This window comes from Moraxella tarda, assembly GCF_035181405.1.
GTDB lineage: Bacteria > Pseudomonadota > Gammaproteobacteria > Pseudomonadales > Moraxellaceae > Moraxella.
In genome coordinates this window covers 128,679-145,351 of record NZ_JAYGGV010000001.1, presented here as the reverse complement: position 1 = coordinate 145,351, position 16,673 = coordinate 128,679, and the positions used below count along the sequence as shown (strand labels likewise).

Sequence of the window (16,673 nt, the reverse complement as noted above, 5' to 3'; positions counted from 1 at the left end):
AAATTATTTTAGTAAAATGATTTTAATCAATGATGACAAGGCTGTCTGTTAAACATTTTTGCTTATCCTACGATGTGCAAAAGTATTTGATGTGATGGTTTTTTTATGTACTTATTTTTTATCATTCATTTGATGACAAGATAAAAGGATAAAACAGCTGATTGTTCTGATTGGCTGATTCATTGATGATAAGAGTAAAACCAAACGACATTCATGCCAGCTCAATGCCAGCCATGATGATTGTATTTTAAAAAATCTTTTAATATCAAATGATTAAAAAATACCAATAGAAGGTATATTTATGCTAATTACAGAATTGGGTTATTTTGCACTGCTCTTAGCACTTGTGATTGCACTGTTGCAGGCAATTTTACCTGCCGTTGGCGTCATCAAACACCAAGTTCAATGGCAACGCCTTGCACCAAGTCTTTCGGTGGCACAGTTTGTGGCAATGTCGGTGTCGTTTGGTGCATTGATGGTAGGCTTTATTTATAATGATTTTAGCTTGGTGTATGTAGCAAGCCATTCCAACAGCCTTTTGCCTTGGTATTATAAGCTATCAGCGACTTGGGGCGGTCATGAAGGTTCGCTTTTGCTGTGGATAACAATTTTGTCAGCGTGGTGTATGCTTGTATCAGTCTTTAGTCGGGCATTGCCACTTGATATGCGTGCACGCGTCATGTCGGTGCTTGGTATGATACAGACAATGATGTTGCTCATGCTGATTTTTACATCAAGTCCATTTGAGCGTACTTTGCCAAATATTCCGATTGATGGTGTTGATCTAAATCCATTGCTCCAAGATCCTGGGTTGATTTTTCATCCGCCAATGCTTTATATGGGCTATGTGGGTTTGGCGGTGCCTTTTGCGTTTTGTATGGCAGCATTGTGGGCAGGGCGACTAGATGCGGTATGGATGCGTTGGTCTCGGCCATGGACGGTAGTGGCGTGGGGATTTTTGACACTTGGGATTGCACTTGGCTCATGGTGGGCTTATTATGAACTCGGCTGGGGTGGTTGGTGGTTTTGGGATCCTGTAGAAAATGCTTCCTTGATGCCATGGCTTGCTGTAACGGCACTCATGCACTCACTGGCAGTAACAGAAAAGCGTGGTGTATTCAAGGCTTGGACAATGATGTTGGCAATTTTTGCGTTTGCGTTATCATTGCTAGGTACATTTTTGGTGCGTTCTGGAGCGATTACTTCGGTACACTCTTTTGCTGCTGACCCAACTCGTGGCCTTGCCATTTTGATGATTTTGGGATTGGTGATTGGTGGTGGTCTTGTGATGTTTGCCCTGCGTGGTTGGCGACTGACTGTTGAGAGTCGTTATGAGCTAAAATCTCGTGAGACTATCCTTATCATTAATAACATCATTTTGCTTGTGGCAATGCTTGTGGTTCTGCTTGGTACGCTGTATCCCATGCTTGCTGATGCCTTTAAATGGGGACAGGTGTCCGTTGGTCCGCCGTATTTTAATGCGTTATTTGTGCCTGCATCTTGGTTGTTGCTTGCTTTTATGGGCATAGGGGCAAATCTTCGTTACAAATATGATGGCCGTCCATTCTTAGCCACAGCTTTTGTTTGTGCAATAAGTGCGTTTGTTTTGGGTGCGGTGCTTACTTATCTGATGGGTACGCTTGCAGAATATGCTCATTTTGATAAGGCGGTATATATGACAGCAGTGCTGTCAATGTGGGTACTGTCATTCATGGTGTTAGATATCAAAGACAAAACACGCCATGCCCCAAATTTGGTAGAAGGGCTAAAAAAACTTACGCCAAGCTACTACGGAATGCAACTTGCCCATATTGGTGTTTTGATAACGGCACTTGGTGTGGCAGGCGTGTCAGCGATGGGTCTTGAAAAAGATGTGGCGATGACGGTCGGCGACAGTGTTCATGTGCAAGGTTATGATTTTTATTTGCAGGAGTTTGATGAGATTGAAGGTGCCAACTATGATGCCACGCGTGCCACTGTACAAGTCAAAAAAGATGACGAACTCATCACAACACTTTATCCACAAAAACGCAATTATGTTGTTTCAATGATGCCAATGACCGAAGTTGGTATTCGTCCAAGCCTATTCAATGAGCTGTATATTGCTTTGGGTGAGCCAATCATTAATGATGAAGGAAAAGTAACTGCCGATACTTGGGCGGTGCGTATCTATGTCAAACCGATGGTACGCTGGCTGTGGCTTGGGGCAATTGTGATGGCACTTGGCGGATTGCTTGCCATGTTTGATAAACGCTATCGCATGAAAAAATTGAAAAACTTTGACGGTTGGGAGAAATAGACATGGCAAAAACAAATAAACATATGTGGATTTTTATTTTGCCTTTGCTCGTTTTTTTGCTTGCAATGACAATGTTTTATTTTCGTTTGGGCAAAGATACCGACATTAAGGTAAGTACGGCGATAAATAAACCTTTGCCAGCTTTTAGGTTGCCACTGCTTTCTGATACGACACGCATGATGACAAACGGTGATTTGCCACAAAAGCCATTTTTGCTTAATGTTTGGGGTTCTTGGTGCCCGACCTGTAAAATTGAACACCCATTTTTGATGAAATTGCATGCAGATGGTGTGTCGATGGTGGGCGTTAATTATAAGGATGAATTGCCTGATGCACTTGGCTATTTGAATCAATATCAAGACCCGTTCATCTACTCGTTGCAGGATTTAGATGGTCAATATGCCATTGATTTGGGTCTGACGGGTGCACCTGAGACTTTTGTTGTAGATGGTAAAGGCGTGGTCTATAAGCACATCTTGGGTGAGGTTGGTGAGAATAACTGGAAAAATGAAATCCAGCCGTGCTTGCTGGCCATTGGTGATGAAACACTTGGCGATGATGCCAAAATTCGTGCGTGCAGTTAGGGCTAAAATATGAAAAAAATATTCATGATGGTGTTGTTCTTGGGTATGATGACATCTGCTTGGGCAGGCATTGAAGTTTATGAATTTAAAACACCAGAAGATGAGACTCGTTATCGTGCACTCATTGAAGAGTTGCGTTGTCCAAAATGTCAAAACCAAAACTTAGCAGGGTCTGATGCACCAATTGCGTTGGATTTGAAACAAAAAACCTATGAGATGATTATTGACGGCAGAAGTGATACCGAGATTCGTGATTATATGTTTGAGCGTTATGGTGATTTTATCAGTTACAAACCACCTGTGCGACCATCAACTTGGATTTTGTGGTTTTTCCCACCTTTTTTATTGGTGTTGCTTATTGGTGGCTGGTTGTTAAAAACCAGACATTCTCGCCATAATATTCAAAAAGATGATGTTGATGCGTTAAGTGTCAGTGAAGAAGCACGACTTGCACAAATTTTAAACGCACATGATAAGAGAGAAAAGTGATGACATTGAGTTTGTGGCTATTTTTTACTTTGTGTGCAGCTTTGGTATCGCTTGTATCGCTTGTAGTGATTTACCCTTGGTTGAAAGGGCGTGTGGCCAAAGACAACCGCCTGATGGCAATTAACATTGAGGTATTTAATCATCGCATTAATGAGTTGCAAGCTGATAAAGATGCTGGCGTCATTGATGATGTTTATTATAACGCACAGTCTACCGAACTAAAACGCCAACTTATCGCTGCTCAGACTCATGCCGAAAGCCATGCGGTTGTGAGTGTTAAGTCTCGTCTGATTGTGATGATTTGGATTCCACTTTTGGCGATGCTTGCATATTTAACAACATCTGACCGTACGCCTGTATTTACATTATGGCAGTCCCAAGATACGGTAGGTCAAGTGGCAGATGATCTATTAACAGCAAAGATTGATACTCCGCCACAATGGGCAAGTAAAAACAGTACAGCTCTCATCTCTGCCATGCAAACCAATGTTCATATGCACGCTGATGATGCCAATCGCTGGATGAGATTATCAGAGCTATTTGGTGCACTTGATGCCAAGCCGCAGGCATTAGAAGCATTGTCAAGGGCGTATAGGCTAGAACCTGATAATGTTGAGATTGCCATGACTTATGCTCAAACAAGTTTTTTTGTCAATAATGGTGTGCTTGATGCATCGGCTCGTGATGCAGTGCTTGGAATTTTGCGTGTGATGCCCGACCACGAAGGGGCTCAGATGATGATGGCGATGGCTGAGACTCGTGCAGGGAATTTTACCAATGCTAAAGCATGGGTGCATAAGTTGCGTTCCAGTGTTGCTGGCAAATCTGGTAACAGAAGCGAAGCATTGGCAAGTTTAGATTTGCTACTGAGCAATATTGAAGCCCAAGAGATAAAAGCTGCTCAGGGTGTGAATGTTGCTATCATGTTAGATGCAAAACTGATGCCACAAATCAAAGAAGATGATGTGTTATTTGTTTCTATCGTATCGGTTAAAGGCGGTGCACCATATGCAGTGAAGCGTCTGCCTGTTAGCCAGATTAAAAATGGTCAGATGATGGTTTCTTTAAGCGATATGGATGCAATGATGCCAACTCGTACGCTGTCGCTTGGGCGTCAGAGCGATGAGTTGGTGGTCAATGCACGCATCAGCCATTTGGGTGAAGCGATGCCTAAGTCGGGTGATTTGTCGGCCAACCCTGTACCGCTTACCAAGACGAGCAATACAGCAACACTGACAATTTCACAAATCGTACCATGACCATAAAAACAACCTAAATTTTAGGTTGTTTTTATTTATGGCATAAGCTGTGTGCTTAACTAAGCAAGGTTTAAGCTAATTAATTGATGGCAATTTGAGTATTGCTTTGTCAATCCATTACCATAGATTTGCCAGTTTTTAAAAACCACTTGAACAATCCGACCAAGTGGTTTATAGTGTTAAATTGTTTTATTTTATTGGAGAGTGTTATGTTACGCATTATTTTGTTGGGACCGCCAGGTGCTGGTAAGGGCACACAAGCTCAGCTTATTTCAAAAGAATTTAATATTCCACAAATCTCTACAGGCGATATGTTGCGTGCTGCCATCAAAGACGGCACAGAGCTGGGTAAGATTGCTAAAAGCGTGATGGATGCAGGTCAGTTGGTATCTGATGAGCTGATCATCAATTTGGTGAAAGAGCGTATCGCTCAGCCTGACTGTGCTAATGGCTGTATTTTTGATGGTTTCCCACGCACTATTGCCCAAGCCCAAGCATTATCTGATGCTGGTGTGAATATTGACCATGTCATTGAAATTAGTGTGCCAGATGATGAAATCGTCAGCCGTATGTCAGGCAGGCGTGCACACTTGCCATCGGGCCGTACTTATCACATCACTCATAATCCACCAAAGATTGAGGGGAAAGATGATGTGACGGGTGAGGACTTGGTACAGCGTGATGATGATAAAGAAGAAGTGGTGCGTGATCGTTTATCGGTATATCATGCACAGACAGCAACGCTGATTGGGCATTATCAATCGGTGGCACAATCAGGTGAAAATGCTCCAGCATACCATGGTTTTGATGGTACAAAAGATATCAATACTGTGCGTGATGAGATTTTTTTGGTGCTAAAAGGCTGATTTGCCATTGACTAAAAAAAGACCTTGATTTAAGGTCTTTTTTTTATTTGACCATTTTCAAAAAAATAGGTAAAGACAACCATTAAGGAAGATGGGTTTTTTAATCTTGTTAAAAAAGTAGTCAGTAGTTAAAGCCCATAGAAAAAAACTGCCTTTTCTGCGCTTGTGTTCTCGATATAAACAAGTGCTTGAGAAAATACAATGGTATTGACAAGAAAAATTTTATCTTTTCATCAAAGAATGTGAATTTAGAGTTAACTATGGCACACCATCCAATCAGCTTAGAATACCCAGAAAATGGTATGGGATTTAGGGCTTATCTACTGTAGCCCTTAAAAATTGAACAAATTTTTGACAAGATAAAAAATCACTTGATTTTACCCACAGTTTAAAGTTAATATAAGTTTTAAAAATAAAACATCGGTTTGCTTGATAAACCAAGCCAGTGAGCGATTATGATTGCCAGCGTCTCCACCGCCTTAAAGTTACTTAAACAGCTTGCCAGCACACCCAATATTGGATTAAGTGAGCTGGCACGCATCACTCAAACCAACAAATCTCGCACTTTTAGAATGCTGTGTTCGCTTGTAGAAGAGGGCTTGGTGCAACAGGATACACAGGGGCGTTATCATTTGGGCTACCAAGCACTGATGATTGGGCAAGCGGCCTGTAAGCAAATCAGCTTGGTGCAAGTGTCTGAGCCAATCATCAGGCAAATTGCCAGTCAGTTTGATGAGAATTTTCAGATTCGTATTCGTGATGGCGAGCAAACGATGCAGATTTATGCGCATCGCTCAACACAGCCTTTGCAAGTAGTAAGCCAGATGGGTAATCGCCGCCTATTGGGAATGGGGGCGGCAGGCAAGGTGCTACTGGCGTGGATGAGTGCTGACGAGGCTGAACATCTAAACCCGACGCTCAAGGCAGATTATCATCAATTAACCGATGTCCGTCAAAATGGATTTGCAGAGTCTTTTGGGGAGATTACCAAGGGTGTGGGCGCGATTGCAGTGCCTTTATTTGAGCATAAGACATGTGTGGCTTGTTTGAGTGCAAGCGTGCCATTGGTAAGACTTGATGAGGTTTATCATCAAGCACTACGCAAAGCATTGCTAAATGCCAAAGATGATATTAGTAGCTTGTTGAGTCGGTAAAACTCATTGGATTGGCAATGTGTTTGTAATTTTGTATATTTATATCAGTATTTGTAATTAGCTCTTTGTGCTTAACATTTAAATGACTTGGTATTTAAATGATTTTGGTATTTAGGCAGATTTTTATTTAGGAGAGTGTCATGATGACCGTCGTTCAAGGAAAACGCACAATGAGTCCAACCATTGTGATGGTGATTATTGTTTTAATTGCTGCATTGCTCACCTATCTTGTGCCATCTGGTGAATTCAAGCGTGAAAAGGTGGAACAACAAGATGGTAAAAAAGTGACTTTGGTTGTGCCCGACAGCTATAAAACAACGCAAAAAGAGTATTCGTTTAGTGATGTTTTGGTGGGTACACCCAGCAAAGAGGTGGTTAAACCTGTTAGTGTTATTCAGACTTTGCACGCTGTCCCCAAAGGAATTATTGAGCAAGCAGATCTGATTTTTATGGTGATGTTTATTGGTGGTATGTTTGGTGTGCTTAGCAAAAGCGGTGCTATTGAAGCGGGTCTTGAGCGGTCTTTGAGCATCACCAAGGGCAATGTTTATCTGCTGGTACCTTCTTTGATGATTATTTTTTCTTTGGGCTCTACTTTTATGGGTATGGCAAAAGAATACCTGTTGGTGATTCCTATGGTCATCGCAATGACTGACCGCTTGGGGCTCTCCAAGGTAACAGGGCTTGCCATAGTTACGCTTGCGGTCAAAGTGGGTTACTTGGCGTCACTTACCAACCCTTATGCTTTGGCGGTGGCACAGCCGTTGGTGGGTGTTCCTGTTTTTAGTGGCATGAGTATGCGTTTGGTGACTTATGTTGCAATGATGGGTATGTGTATCGCCTATGTGCTTTGGCATATTCGCCGTGAAAATGCAGGTGGTCAAAAACTCAGTCATAGTTTTGATAGCACGCCTTTATCAGCACAGCATCTTTGGTTGTTGATAGCTTTAGGGGTGGGTGTGGCCTTTATGGTGTATGGGTCACAAACTTGGAAATGGAAAGCTGCTGAATTATCCGCTTATTATCTGTTTTTGAGCGTGGTGTTTGCAGCGATTGCCAAAATGAACCCAAGCGATGCTGCCGATGCGTTTGTTGCAGGTATGAAAAAAGTATTGATTGCGGCTGTGCTGATTGGGCTTGCAACAGCGGTTGCAATTATTCTAAAAGAAGGTCAAATCATGGACACCATCATTCATTATTTGGTAGGATTTATTGGCGGAAACGGTGCTTATATTTCTGCTTATAGTATGTTTGTCTGTCAGTTGCTATTGGATATTGCTATTCCAAGTACTTCAGGTCAAGCTGCTGTTACGATGCCTATCTTGGGTCCTGTGGGTGAAATTGTAGGTGTTACGCCGCAAACGACTGTTTTTGCTTTTTTGATGGGCAATGGCCTAACCAATGTGATTACGCCGACATCAAGTGGCCTATTGATTTTTTTGGCGACAGCTGAAGTAAGTTGGACGCGCTGGGCGAAATATGTCTGGCCACTGGTTGTTATTTTGTTCATAACTGCTTTAATTTTATTAACCATTGCTGTTGCAACAGGGTACTAAATGTTGATAAGTAATCAAATGATTGCCATGCGTGATGGTATACGCTTGGCAACAGATATATACCTACCAGACGATATGACAGAAGATAACTCTTGGCCTGTTGTATTGGAGCGTACGCCTTATGACAAAACCGCCCATTCACGGTCTGAAATCAATGCAGATGGAACAAAAATCAGTCGTGAGCAAATGGCACAAGCTTTTAATAAGGCAGGATTTGTGATGGTATTTCAAGATTGCCGTGGACGCTATCGCTCCGAAGGTAATTTTGTTAAATATCTCAATGAGGCTGAGGATGGTATTGATACATTAAACTGGTTGGCAGAACAATCCTGGTGCAATGGCAATATCGGTACAATGGGATTATCATATGCAGCACATACCCAGCTTGCCTTAGCCTGTCTAAATCCACCACAACTAAAAACCATGATTTTGGATTCAGGAGGCTTTGCCAACGCTTATCAATGTGGTATTCGTCAAGGTGGAGCATTTGAACTCAAACAGGCGACATGGGCGTTTAAGCAAGCCAAAAATAGCCCAAAAGCCAAAACCGTACCACACATTTTAGCCGCACTTAATGACCAAGATATTCATACTTGGTTTACCAAAATGCCATGGCTTAAAGGGCACAACCCATTAAGCAGTTTGCCAGAGTACGAAGCGTATTTGCTAAAGCAATGGCAACATGGTGTATTTGATGAGTTTTGGCAAAAAATTGGAATTTATGCCGAAGGATATTATGATAATATTCCAGATATTCCTATTTTGCATATGTCCAGTTGGTACGATGCCTATGTCTCTTCAACTTTGCAAAATTTTAGCGAATTGACACAGCGTAAAACCGCCCCGCAACATCTAATCATGGGTCCTTGGTTGCATGGCGACCGCAATGTTGCCCACAGCGGTGAGGTGCAATTTGGCCAGTCTGCACAGTTTGATGGAAATTTAGGCTTAGACTGGCTAAGCTATCGCTTAGCGTGGTTTGCAAAGCATTTGCAAAATAAAAATACATCTTGTGATACACCAAAAGTGAGCATTTTTGTCATGGGCGGTGGTCAGGGTAATAAAACTGAACAAAATCAGCTTAACCACGGAGGGTATTGGTGTCATGACACGCAATTTCCTTTTACCAATTCGCAAAAACTGACCTTTTATTGTACCAAAGAGTATCAATTGTCTTTACAAAAACCATCCGAAGATGATTGCATATTTTTCGAATCTGACCCCAATCACCCCATACCCACAATAGGTGGTGCGATTACCTCTGGCAAACCTGTTTATGTGGGTGGTGCGTTTGACCAAAGGGAGCGTCCTGACTTTTTTGGCACAGATGGTAGCAACCAACCATTGACCGCGCGCCATGATATCGTAAGCTTTCAAACACCACCTTTGACAGAAGATTTGGTTGTGGCGGGCGATATTGAGGTGCATGTATGGCTGACCTGCGACGCTCCTGACTGCGACATTACAGTCAAGCTGGTTGATGTGTACCCAGCCTGCGATGACTATCCGCACGGATTTTCCATGAATTTAACTGATGGTATTATGCGTGCCCGTTATCGTCATAGTTGGTCAAAACCCACCATGATGACAGGTGAGAAGGTCAAATTAACGGTTAAACCTTTTGCAACGGCAAATGTCTTTAAAAAAGGGCATTGTATCCGTCTTGACATTGCAGGCAGTAATTTTCCGCATTTTGATTGCAATCCCAATAGCGGTGAGCCAGAAGGACAGGCTCGCCACAAACAGATTGCCAAAAATACTCTGCATCTAGGGGGAAACTCTCCAACACAGCTTTGCTTAACGGTATCTGCAATGTTACCACCGCAATAGTTTGGGTTCAAAACCACTTAATTACAATGGGTCTGGGTTTTAAAAACTTAAAACCCATTGGTAATTAAAAATCGCATTGTGAAATAAAACTACTGTAAAACTTGGGGTGGGTAGGATTAAATTCCACATCATTTTTTCAGTACTTTGAGCTGATTAGACGGCGTGCCATAGTTGAATCGAAATTGGTATTTTTACCATTGCCATGCTGATACGCTTTTGTATATAAAACTGACCATATTGCCCAAAAATTACTACAAGCTACATGCTTTGTATAACGCACCGTTTTTATCTTAGGTTTTTAATGGCGTTTTGGTGCCATACTCAGGCCTATTTTTTCGCAGTAGTGTTGTAGTTTTTTTATCATAAGGTGAGCACCATGTCTAATAAACCGCACTTTCTGATTTAAAAAAATCACACCAAGCTTACTTGGATTAAAAATGTATCCAAGGTTGAAACTGATTGGTGTAAATCTTAGGTATACTGTGTTTGATAATGTGTTGTGACTTTGTGGCGTATGGACTCTTGCAGGTAGGTTAGTGCCTGTGGCGTGCGGTCCTTTAAAAGATTCAGTGTGTGCGTGGTGGCAAGAGCGTGTGTATTGGGCAGGCGTATGTAAGCATCATGGGTGGCAATGGCAAACTCTTCATCATCAAAGTCCACGCTAATCAGCTGTTTGTTGGGATTTTTATGTAGAATGTGTACATTGCCCGTCAGTACAAAACCATCGGCTTCGTTGGCTAGTGTTTGGGGTATGTCGTTGGTATAAACAGCTTGTGTATCTTTGGCGGTGTTGGTGAATGACAAATGCAGAGCAAGCGGAAATTCATCACAAACAATGACAGTTGTACCGCTGATTTTAATGTGAGTGGCAGGTTTGATGGTATTATCAGGCAGATTAAGCCATTGGCAAGCGGTCTGTGCGGTAACTTTTTCGTTCATGAGTTTTAGCATGGATAAATCAAGTGGTTTTTCGGCTTTGATGTCCTCAGGCAGGCTGTCATAATGTGCCAAAAAAATCATAGGCAAGTCTTTTTTGATGATGAATTTGTCAATTTTCACATTGTGCGTGCGAAAGATAAAATCTGGCTCAGTTAAAAGCTCTTGTAAAATAAAGGTATGTTTGGTCATAAAATTGGACTATAAATTTGTTAAATTTTGCTTTACTATACCACAAAACTATATCATAAATCTGCGTGTATTTTGACAGAATTTAGCAAAACAATTTGCAAAAATCTGTGCTAAAATGCGGGCAAAGTTAATTTTTTTGACAAGCTTGGAGTGTAGCATGATTTACGATAATACCAATATTTTTGCCAAGATTTTGCGTGGTGAGATTGCGTGCCACAAGGTCTATGAAGACGACAAAACGCTTGCCTTTATGGATGTCATGCCACAGGCGACAGGTCATGTGCTTGTGATTGGTAAGTGCGAAGCGGTGGAAATGACCGATTTACCCCTTGAATATGCTACCGCCATCATTGCTACGGCTCAAAAAGTCATCAAGGCACAGCGAGTAGCATTAAATGTAGAGGGTGTGGTGCAAATGCAATTAAATCATGCCAAGGCAGGGCAAAGTGTATTTCATTATCATATGCACTTAATCCCAACACATGTGCATGAACTTGGTAAACATGAAAGTGAATTTGCCAAGCAAGATGAGCTGGCAGAGCTGGCAGCTAAGATTCGTCAATGCATCAAATAAGACATTAAAAAGAGAAGAAATCTGACCGCTTATCTTTTTAAAAGTTTTTGTTTGTTTTTACTAAATGATGAATGCTAAATGCTCTAAAAATGATGATTTGTGATGATTTATTAATAAAAAAGTAAAAAAATCGCACTTGGAGTGCGATTTTTTTTGTAATACAGATTAAAAAATTAACCCACAAAAGCTCTTTCTACCACATAATCGGCAGGTACACCCATGCGTGGCGAGACGCTCAAACCAAACTCATCTAAAATGGCACAAGTGTCGGCATTCATCGCCATGCTGCCACAAATCATCACACGATCATCGTCTTTGTTTATTGGTGGCAAACCAATGTCTTCAAAGAGTTTGCCTGATTTTAATAGGTCGGTTACACGCCCTGTGTTTTTAAATTCATCACGAGTAACGGTTGGGTAGTAGATGAGTTTTTCACGCACCCACTCACCAAAAATTTCATCGTTTGGTAATTCATTTTCAAAAAAATCACGATATGCCAAATCTTTGGTATGACGCACCCCATGCACGAGAATCACTTTTTCAAATCGTTCATAAACCTCGGGCTCACGAGTCAATGATAAAAATGGGGCAAGACCTGTGCCTGTAGCAAGTAAGTATAGATGTTTGGCTGGTAATAAATCATCTAACACCAGCGTGCCTGTGGGTTTTTTGCTGATTAATAATTCATCGCCAACTTTGATGTGTTGCAGGCGGGAGGTCAATGGGCCATCTTGTACTTTAATGGAATAAAATTCTAGCTCTTCTGCCCAAGCAGGGCTTGCGATAGAATATGCACGCACCAAAGGCTTGCCATCAACCATCAGTCCAATCATGGCAAATTCACCACTACGAAAGCGTAAAGAATCACTGCGTGTGGTTTTGATGGTGAAAAGGCTGTCTGTCCAATGATGGACATGGGTAACAATTTCGGTAATGAATTTTGACATGGTAAAAATTCCAAAATGAAAATAAAGTGATGAAAATAAAGTTTTGTATGTTGGTCAGTGAGCTGTCATTGGGTTAAATTTTATCATAGAATGAATGCGTTACAAAAACAAAATTTGTGCTATGATAGCGTTTTTTAACACAAACTGTTATTGATTTTTTGACATAAGCTTTGTTGATTTTAACACAAACCATCTCAAAACGCCATGAATACGCACACACTCCCCATCATTGGGCAACACCATTCGCCACTGTCTCAAAAATTTGGTATTCCACGCCAGCCAAATTTGGTTGCCATCAAAAGCCATATTACTTTTTATCCACCTTTTGATAATCCTGATGCTTTTGTGGGGATTGACAATTATAGTCATTTATGGGTGCTGTGGCATTTTCATCATAATAAAGTTCAGGACGATTTTCGCCCACAAGTGCGTCCGCCTCGATTGGGTGGTAATAAAAAACTAGGCGTATTTGCCACTCGCAGTATGTATCGTCCGTCCAATATGGGTCTATCGGTGGTGGCATTTGACAAAGTAGAGATTGTTGATAATAAATTGATGCTACACATCATAGGGGCGGATATGGCAGATGGTACGCCAATATTGGATATTAAGCCCTATCTGGCATTTGCTGATGGTGTGGGTAACGCATTAAGTTTTGATAAACCGACCGTTCGGATTGCAAAGTTTAGTGAACAGGCTGAACATGATTTTTATCATCTTAAAAACCTTCATCTGAATCAAAATGACAAACAGCTCATCAGCGATTTAATTGCCCAAGATCCAAGAGTTGCTTACCGTCAAGATGAGGTAAATACCATCAGCACCATGCGTTATAAGTCGGTAGATGTGGATTTTGTCATGAATGAGCAAGGGGTGATGGTGATACAAGCTTTGCGAGAAATTTAAGCCATTTAGTGAAAGATTATTCTCAAATCCCATAAATTTTGCTATAATTTTGTGCTAATTTATTGTACTTAGTGGCTAGTGGCTTAGTGTCATGACATTTACATTTATTTTGAATTAAAAATTAAAAAGGTTGTTATCATGGAAATTGCCCCATACCAAGAAAAAATTAAAGACCTGACCGAACGAGGTCAAGACTTACGGAGGTATCTTTGACTTTGATGGTAAAAAAGAACGCTTAGAAGAAGTTAATCTAGAGCTTGAAAATCCAGAAATCTGGAATGATCCAGAACTGGCGACTAAAATCAGCAAAGAAAAATCTGTGCTAGACGGCATTATTGGTGTCATTGAAAGCCTTGATGCAACATTAGAAGACGCTGCTGCCATGCTAGAACTTGCGGTTGAAGAAGACGATGAGAGCTTGATTTTTGATGTTGAAAACGAGCTTAATGATGCCACCGAAAAAGTTGAAGATTTAGAATTTAAGCGAATGTTTAGTGGGGAAATGGACGCCAACAACTGCTATTTGGACATTCAGGCAGGTTCTGGTGGTACAGAAGCACAAGATTGGTCGGAAATGCTTCTTAGAATGTACCTGCGATGGTGTGAGTCTCACGGCTTTAAAGCGGAGGTTTTGGAGGTTTCAGAAGGCGGTGTGGCTGGCATCAAATCAGCAACCATCTGCGTTAAGGGTGATTATGCTTTTGGCTGGTTGCGTACTGAAATTGGCGTGCATCGTCTTGTGCGTAAGTCGCCATTTGATAGCAATAATGGGCGTCATACATCATTTTCTGCTGTATTTGTCTCGCCTGAGATTGATGATAATGTGCAAATTGACATCAATCCTGCCGATTTAAGGATTGATACCTATCGTTCAAGTGGTGCAGGGGGTCAGCATGTCAATACGACCGATTCAGCCGTGCGTATCACGCACCAGCCCACAGGTGTGGTTGTCGCTTGCCAAAATGAACGCTCTCAACACGCCAACAAAGATACTGCCATGAAAATGCTCCGTGCTAAATTGTACGAGTTAGAAATGCAAAAACGCATGGAAAAACAGCAGGCTTTAGAAGAAAGTAAATCTGACATTGGTTGGGGTTCGCAGATTCGCTCTTATGTGTTAGATGATTCACGCATCAAGGACTTGCGTACTGGTGTTGAAACTTCAAATACGCAGGCTGTATTAAATGGCGATTTGGATAAATTTATCATAGCGAGCTTGAAGGCTGGATTGTAGTTTTTGATTCAATTTGGTGCTGTTGATCGGTTTTATGTCGTTGGTGATTTAAGGTTAATAAATGATATTAACCTTAATATGTAAGATTGCCGTGCAATGCCACCAAATTCATGCTTGTGCTTGTGTGATTTTAAAAAGATTTTGGTTGAGTTTTTTAAGCAAAAATTATCGCAAATAATATTTAAATATTATTCAAATATTACCACTGGCTATTTATTTTCTTATCATCTAGTGCTACAATCATCCAAATTTACACGCATTGTAAATTTGGATTTTTATCAAAACTAATCATCAAAGAGGATGAATAATATGTCAATTGACCGTATTCGTAATGCGTCTTTACGCAATAAAGTCATGAGTGCTGAGCAAGCAGCGGAATTTGTTAAAAATGGCATGAATCTGGCCATCACTGGTTTTACTGGTGCAGGCTATCCAAAGGCCTTGCCAGCTGCCATCGCCAATAAGGCAAAAGCTGCTCATGCCAAAGGTGAGGCATTTAGCATTGGTATGGTAACGGGTGCATCTACCGCGCCTGAATGTGATGGTGTGCTTGCTGAAGCGAATGCGGTGCATTTTCGTTCGCCATTTCAATCCGACCCAACATTGCGTAACAACATTAATGCAGGCTTGACAGCTTATCAGGATATGCACTTATCCCATGTTGAACAGCAGATGCGACAAGGTTTTTATGGCAAATTTGACATTGCCATCATTGAGGCAGCTGGTATTACCGAAGATGGTAAAATCATTTGTGCGATGGGCATTGGTCATGGCACAGAAGCGGTTAAAAATGCTGAAAAAATCATCATTGAGGTGAATGCAGCACTCAGTGAAGGCTTAGAAGGTATGCACGATGTCTATGCTGAAGTTGGTTTGCCACCACACAGAAAACCAATTCCTATCATAGGTCCTTTTGACCGTATTGGTTCACCTTATATGGAGTGCGATGCTGACAAGGTGTTGGCAATTGTCATGACTGATGCAGGGGACCGTAATTCAAAATTTGCCGAACCTGATGATGTCTCTAAACGCATCGCTGCCCAAGTGATTGATTTTCTTGATCATGAAGTTAAGGCAGGTCGTCTACCTAAGAGTTTGCTACCGCTACAATCAGGTGTTGGTAATGTCGCAAATGCGGTCATGGCAGGTCTATTAGATGCACCATTTGATGACTTGACAGGCTATACAGAGGTATTGCAAGACGGTATGCTTGACTTGATTCTTGCCAAAAAGATGAAGACAGCATCGGCTACTGCATTATCATTTAGTCCAGATGCTTTGGCTCGTTTCAATGAAAATATTGAATTTTTAAAAGATAAAATCATTCTACGCCCCATGGAAATCAGCAATAACCCAGAAGTGATTCGTCGTCTGGGGGTTATTGGCATGAATTCAATGATTGAGGCAGACATTTATGGTAATGTCAACTCAACTCATGTCATGGGGACTAAGATGATGAACGGCATTGGTGGTTCTGGCGACTTTACTCGCAATGGTTTCTTCTCATTTTATGTCAGCCCATCAACTGCAAAAGGTGGTGCAATCTCTGCCATCGTACCGATGGTAAGCCATCATGACCATACTGAACATGATGTGATGTTCATTGTTACTGAACAAGGTATGGCGGATTTGCGTGGTAAATCACCAAGACAGCGTGCCAAACTGATCATTGAGAACTGCTCTCACCCTGATTATAAAGACATGTTAAAAGATTATTATGACCGTGCTGAAAAAGCAGGTGGACTACAAACACCGCACATTTTGCTAGAAGCTTTGTCATGGCATCAAAGATTTGTAGAAACTGGCGATATGCGTATTAAGTAATATGGCTTGTGTGCTTATACAAT

At 41.4% G+C, this 16,673-nt stretch carries 14 protein-coding genes and 1 pseudogene; 13 read left to right on the top strand and 2 right to left on the bottom strand.

What is annotated here, in order from left to right; genetic code table 11:
• Positions 1 to 301: 301 nt before the first annotated feature.
• From U9670_RS00655 to U9670_RS00615, 9 genes and pseudogenes are all read left to right on the top strand, one after another.
• Complete coding sequence (locus U9670_RS00655; RefSeq protein ID WP_323842209.1) at positions 302 to 2,299, top strand: heme lyase CcmF/NrfE family subunit; 1,998 nt, start codon at positions 302 to 304, stop codon at positions 2,297 to 2,299.
• Positions 2,300 to 2,301: 2 nt separating this feature from the next.
• Entirely contained in the window at positions 2,302 to 2,883 is a 582-nt protein-coding gene (locus U9670_RS00650) for a DsbE family thiol:disulfide interchange protein (protein ID WP_323842208.1), read from the top strand.
• A 9-nt stretch (positions 2,884 to 2,892) separates the two neighbouring features.
• Entirely contained in the window at positions 2,893 to 3,372 is a 480-nt protein-coding gene (locus U9670_RS00645) for a cytochrome c-type biogenesis protein (protein ID WP_323842207.1), read from the top strand.
• Positions 3,372 to 4,631, top strand: a complete 1,260-nt coding sequence (ccmI, locus tag U9670_RS00640; protein WP_323842221.1) for a c-type cytochrome biogenesis protein CcmI — start codon at positions 3,372 to 3,374, stop codon at positions 4,629 to 4,631. Before U9670_RS00645 ends, ccmI begins: the two co-directional genes overlap by 1 nt.
• Before the next feature lie 209 nt (positions 4,632 to 4,840).
• Entirely contained in the window at positions 4,841 to 5,497 is a 657-nt protein-coding gene (gene adk, locus U9670_RS00635; RefSeq protein ID WP_323842206.1) for an adenylate kinase, read from the top strand.
• Positions 5,498 to 5,679: 182 nt separating this feature from the next.
• Positions 5,680 to 5,810: pseudogene (locus tag U9670_RS00630) on the top strand (IS1595 family transposase); the annotation flags it as partial.
• A gap of 142 nt (positions 5,811 to 5,952) precedes the next feature.
• Positions 5,953 to 6,651, top strand: coding sequence for an IclR family transcriptional regulator (locus U9670_RS00625; protein WP_323842205.1), 699 nt, complete (start codon positions 5,953 to 5,955; stop codon positions 6,649 to 6,651).
• A 140-nt stretch (positions 6,652 to 6,791) separates the two neighbouring features.
• Complete coding sequence (locus U9670_RS00620; RefSeq protein WP_323842204.1) at positions 6,792 to 8,207, top strand: YfcC family protein; 1,416 nt, start codon at positions 6,792 to 6,794, stop codon at positions 8,205 to 8,207.
• Entirely contained in the window at positions 8,208 to 10,037 is a 1,830-nt protein-coding gene (locus tag U9670_RS00615; RefSeq protein WP_323842203.1) for a CocE/NonD family hydrolase, read from the top strand.
• A 471-nt stretch (positions 10,038 to 10,508) separates the two neighbouring features.
• Here U9670_RS00615 and U9670_RS00610 read toward each other — a convergent pair whose 3' ends face one another.
• Positions 10,509 to 11,165 (bottom strand): hypothetical protein, encoded by a 657-nt coding sequence (locus tag U9670_RS00610; RefSeq protein ID WP_323842202.1) that lies wholly within the window; start codon positions 11,163 to 11,165, stop codon positions 10,509 to 10,511.
• A 157-nt stretch (positions 11,166 to 11,322) separates the two neighbouring features.
• On the opposite strand from U9670_RS00610, the gene U9670_RS00605 reads away from it, so the two are divergent.
• The gene (locus tag U9670_RS00605; RefSeq protein WP_323842201.1) at positions 11,323 to 11,739 is read left to right on the top strand and encodes an HIT family protein; all 417 of its coding nucleotides are present in this window, start codon (positions 11,323 to 11,325) and stop codon (positions 11,737 to 11,739) included.
• 173 nt (positions 11,740 to 11,912) lie between these two features.
• Here the strand turns inward: U9670_RS00605 and U9670_RS00600 are convergent, their stop codons facing one another.
• Positions 11,913 to 12,686 carry a ferredoxin--NADP reductase gene (locus U9670_RS00600; RefSeq protein WP_323842200.1) on the bottom strand — a complete coding sequence of 258 codons (774 nt, stop codon included), beginning with the start codon at positions 12,684 to 12,686 and terminating at the stop codon, positions 11,913 to 11,915.
• A 204-nt stretch (positions 12,687 to 12,890) separates the two neighbouring features.
• On the opposite strand from U9670_RS00600, the gene tsaA reads away from it, so the two are divergent.
• The 3 genes from tsaA (at position 12,891) to scpC (ending at position 16,650) form a co-directional block, all read left to right on the top strand.
• On the top strand, positions 12,891 to 13,592 hold the full coding sequence (gene tsaA, locus U9670_RS00595) for a tRNA (N6-threonylcarbamoyladenosine(37)-N6)-methyltransferase TrmO (protein WP_323842199.1): 702 nt from the start codon (positions 12,891 to 12,893) through the stop codon (positions 13,590 to 13,592).
• A gap of 138 nt (positions 13,593 to 13,730) precedes the next feature.
• Positions 13,731 to 14,826 (top strand): peptide chain release factor 2 gene (gene prfB / locus U9670_RS00590; protein WP_323842198.1). Its coding sequence is split into 2 segments (ribosomal slippage): positions 13,731 to 13,802 and positions 13,804 to 14,826, totalling 1,095 coding nucleotides; the frame shifts between segments, so codons are not numbered across the junction.
• Positions 14,827 to 15,135: 309 nt separating this feature from the next.
• Entirely contained in the window at positions 15,136 to 16,650 is a 1,515-nt protein-coding gene (gene scpC / locus U9670_RS00585) for a succinyl-CoA:acetate CoA-transferase ScpC (RefSeq protein WP_323842197.1), read from the top strand.
• Positions 16,651 to 16,673 lie beyond the last annotated feature (23 nt).